General features: G+C 70.8%; 2 protein-coding genes. Both read right to left on the minus strand.

Going from position 1 to position 3010, the window contains the following annotated elements; translation table 11 throughout:
* On the minus strand, nt 1-277 hold a 277-nt coding region (locus ACWD0F_RS51900), incomplete at its 3' end, for a hypothetical protein (RefSeq protein ID WP_449890531.1).
* Between the two features lie 51 nt (nt 278-328).
* A partial coding sequence (locus ACWD0F_RS51905; protein ID WP_449890532.1) for a LamG-like jellyroll fold domain-containing protein occupies nt 329-3010 on the minus strand: 2682 nt, incomplete at its 5' end.

The following is a 3010-nucleotide window of genomic DNA, read 5'->3' on the forward strand; positions in this document are numbered from 1 at the left end:
CGGCCGGCGGCGGCAGGACCGGCACCTTCCCGCCCTTGACCGGCGTCTCCTTCTGCACGGCCGGCGCCGGGCGGGCGGCGGCCGAGGCGGGCATCGTGGACACCAGCGGGACGATCACGAGGACGGAGAACAGGGCCGCCAGCCGGCGCGGCCAGGCCGACTCCGGCTTGGGCTGGACGAAACGATTCCAGTAAGGGTCCGGGGTGTCTTCCGTCTCCGGTTCCGGAGCACGATTCCAGCGGGATTCGGGCAGCCTTAACTCATCCGGTAAGTCCATGAACTCTTTCCAGTCAGGAGGTGCTGGTCAGGGCGGCGTTACTGGGCGGCGTTACTGGGCGGCTAGCTGGGCGATCTGCTCGGCGTTGAGCACACCGTCGTACGTGCGGACGTCGTCGACGGATCCCGGCCAGAAGCCGGTGAAGACGCCCGCGGTCTTGGTCCGGCCGAGTTGCAGCGGGCCGGTGGCGTTCCAAGCACTCAGGTGAGAGGTGACGGTGGTGGTGGACAGGCGGCCGTTGACGTAGACGCGCAGCTCGCCGGCCAGCGGATCGTAGACGCCGGCGACGTGGGCCCACTCCATCGGCGCCGGGACGGCGTCGGACCGGGTCCGCACGAGGGCGGCGGTGTCGGTGTCGGCGGCGGCCATGCCGAGCGTCCACCGGCCCTGCTCCTTGTCGAAGCCGAGCTGGAAGCCCGCGGCCCTGGTGCCCGGCTGGGCCACGGCGGCGGCGTCACGGGCAGGCAGGTAGTCGAGCTGCGTCCAGGCGGCCACGGTGAACCCGGTCCTGGTGTTGACCGCGGGCCCGGTCGTCTGGGCGTAACCGCTGACGCCGTCGAGCGCGAGCGCGCCGTCCAGCCAGCCCGACGTCCACGAGGCGGCTCCGGACAGCGTCGCGGCGGTCGCCCGGCCCGAGGAGTCGGCCGCCGACAAGCCGGACTCCTCGTCCAGCTTCCAGTGGCCGACCAGCGTGGCGGCGCTGTTGACCAGGTCGGCGACCTCGTCGGCGAACATGGCGCGGGCGTAGACCCGCACCTCGTCGACGTCCCCGGACCAGCTCTCCGCAGCCGCCCCGCCGACCTTTCCGCGGCCGATCGTCAAGGGGCCGGTGGCCTTCCACGGTGCCGTGACGGCGACCGTGGACTCCAGCTTGCCGTTCACGTAGAGCGAGATCTGGCCGGCCGCCGAGTCGTAGACGCCGGTCAGGTGGGTCCACTCGTTCAGCCGCGGCGCCGCCGCGGACACGGCGCGCACGATGGCCGCGCCGTCCGCGTCCGTCGCGGCCTGGGCCAGCGCCCAGCGGTCGTTGGCCTTGGAGTACTGCAGGGAGAACGCGCCCGTCCTGGCGCCCTCCTGGGTGACGACGGTGGCGGTGGCCGCGTTGCCGGTCAGGCGGGCCCAGGCGCTGACGGTGAAGTTGCGGCCGGTGTCGATGACGGGGCCGGAGGTCTGGGCGTAGGAGCCGGCCAGCTTCAGTGCGGTGCCGGTCCTGCCGGAGGTCCAGGCCGCCCCGTACAGCGTCGCGGGGTGGGCGTTCGCGGTGTCGGCCGCGACGGTGCCCTGGCCTTCGTCCAGCGGCCAGTGACCGGCCGGGCCCTTGCCGGTGTTGACGTTGAAGACGTAGGTGCGGATCGGGCCGAGCTGCCCGGCGCGGTCCTTGCTGCGCACCGACAACACGTTGGGGCCGTCGTGACGCGGCGTCAGCGCGATCGTGGCGGCGCCGTCCGAGCCGGGGACGACCTCCGTCTTGGGCGTGGTGTCGAGGCCATAGACGTAGGCGGCGACGTCGGGGACGCCGTTCGGGGCGAATCTGAACGTGCCGGGCAGGCCGACCCCGTCGCTCCAGCCGTTCTCCGTGTATTCGGGCGAGGAGATCTCCGGCTCCTTGCCGGGGGCGGTGGCGTCGATGGTGGCCTCGCACCAGGGGCTCCACGCGCTGCTGGCCTTGCCGTCCTCACCGCGGGCCCGCCAGCGGATCAGCGCGCCGTCGGCATAGAGGCTCGGCGGGATCGTCGCGTAGAAGGCCGTGCCGGTCGAGCCCAGCGCGGTGACCTGCTCGCCCGCCTTCACCCCGGCCTCGTTGTACCACTCGAACCGGCCCTTGACCGAGTTGTCGACGTCCTTCAGCTTCGCCCACAACTTCGGCGTGGCGGTGCTGATGATCGGCCGGCCCTCACCCGAGACGCAGGGACCGCCCGGGTCCGACCACAGGTCCGCGGCCACGGGGTCGACCGGCAGCGAGTTGTACTCGATCACGGCGGTCGGGTTGTTCTTGAACTTCTTCCAGGCGTAGACGTCGCTCTCGCTGGTGGCGCGGATGCCGACGGTGATGTTGGCCCACTTGTTGGCGGCGGCGTTCACGACCTGCGGGGTCACGTCGAACTCGACGCCGCCGGGCATGCAGGACGCCCCCCAGCCCTTGGCCACGTTCACCGTGGACAACTTGGTGACCCACTTCGGCTGGTTGTTCCAGGTCGTGCTCTTGCTGATCGTGTTCGTCGCCCAGGCCTCGACCTTGCGGGCACCGCACGAGTACGACCACGTCTCGTAGGTGCGCAACGTCGCCTTGATGATCTGCTTGCCGTGGATGGCCGAGCCGGTGTTCATCTGGAAGAACGAGCGGTTGGTCTGCGACTCGACGTGGCCGGCCCTGGCGACGTCGCTGGAGTTGAGATAGTTGGAGCTGGGCCAGTTGCTCCACACGGCCGTCCACGAGCCGCGCGCGGCCGAGAAGTACGGGTCCAGGTAGACCGGGAACTTCGTCTTCGGATCGGCCAGCATCTTCCGGTCCGGCTTGAGCCGCAGGTGCCTGCCCGCCAGTTCCACGCCCATGGTGGCCTCACGGGTGTCCGGGGAGCGGCCTTCCTTGAGCGCCTTGGGGCTCTTGATGCCCTGGGAGTCCCACATCTTCGGCGTGGGCGCGATGAAGAGCGTGCCGTTGTTCTCGTCGACGGCCTCCAGGTTGCCCGCCTCGTCCGTCTTCACCGACAGGCCCTCGGCGGACAGCGGGTA

Source organism: Nonomuraea sp. NPDC002799, assembly GCF_053592075.1.